This window comes from Oleiphilus sp. HI0043 (genome assembly GCF_001634935.1).
In genome coordinates this window covers 1-640 of record NZ_LWEY01000591.1, presented here as the reverse complement: position 1 = coordinate 640, position 640 = coordinate 1, and the positions used below count along the sequence as shown (strand labels likewise).

Genomic DNA, 640 nt, shown 5'->3' with positions numbered 1-640 from the left:
AAAGTCTATGCTGCGGTGAACACGACACTGGCCACTTTTGAGGACGAGCCGCGTAAACTCTATGCTTGGCAGTTATCACTGATTCTTAAATTAGACACCGAAGATGAACAAGGCTTGACACTTCCAGAGGAAGCAAAAGAAATTGAGCCTTTTTGCCAGCAATTGGACGTTGAACTTCGAGCCGGCGGGAATGCTGTGCCTTTAGCGAGAATTACCTGGAATAAGACGCGAGAGTTACTTTTTAGAGTCTACAACCCGGTTCAAGCTGACGAATTAATAAAGAGTATTATCGAAGCGGATACCACGCCACGCCCCTTCAGCTATACAATCGACCCTGATGAAGATTGGAAGATGTCAGAGGTTTACCTTAAGAGCTTTAGGTAAAAGCGTTTCAATGGGGTCAGACTCGATTGAAAACAGCAATCGTTTTGTAGGCAGTGCTTTCCTCGGCTCGCTGGTGAATCAGTACAATGTTTCTTGTTGGGTTGAGTAAGTGAGGGGTGGAACCTTCTGCCCACAACTTCTTTATGCTTGTATATGTTCAGCGCAAAGCTCATAGGCGCGTATGACCTCATCGACTTTATCTCCGTGATTAATTCGGGATTTTTTGTAGTGAGATAGAACGCGCGCCAGATACTCA

Annotated in this window: 1 protein-coding gene; it reads left to right on the top strand. The window is 45.5% G+C overall.

Annotated features, from left to right (window positions below; genetic code table 11):
- A partial coding sequence (locus A3729_RS07340; RefSeq protein WP_068633520.1) for a DUF695 domain-containing protein occupies window positions 1-384 on the top strand: 384 nt, incomplete at its 5' end.
- Between the last annotated feature and the right edge of the window lie 256 nt (window positions 385-640).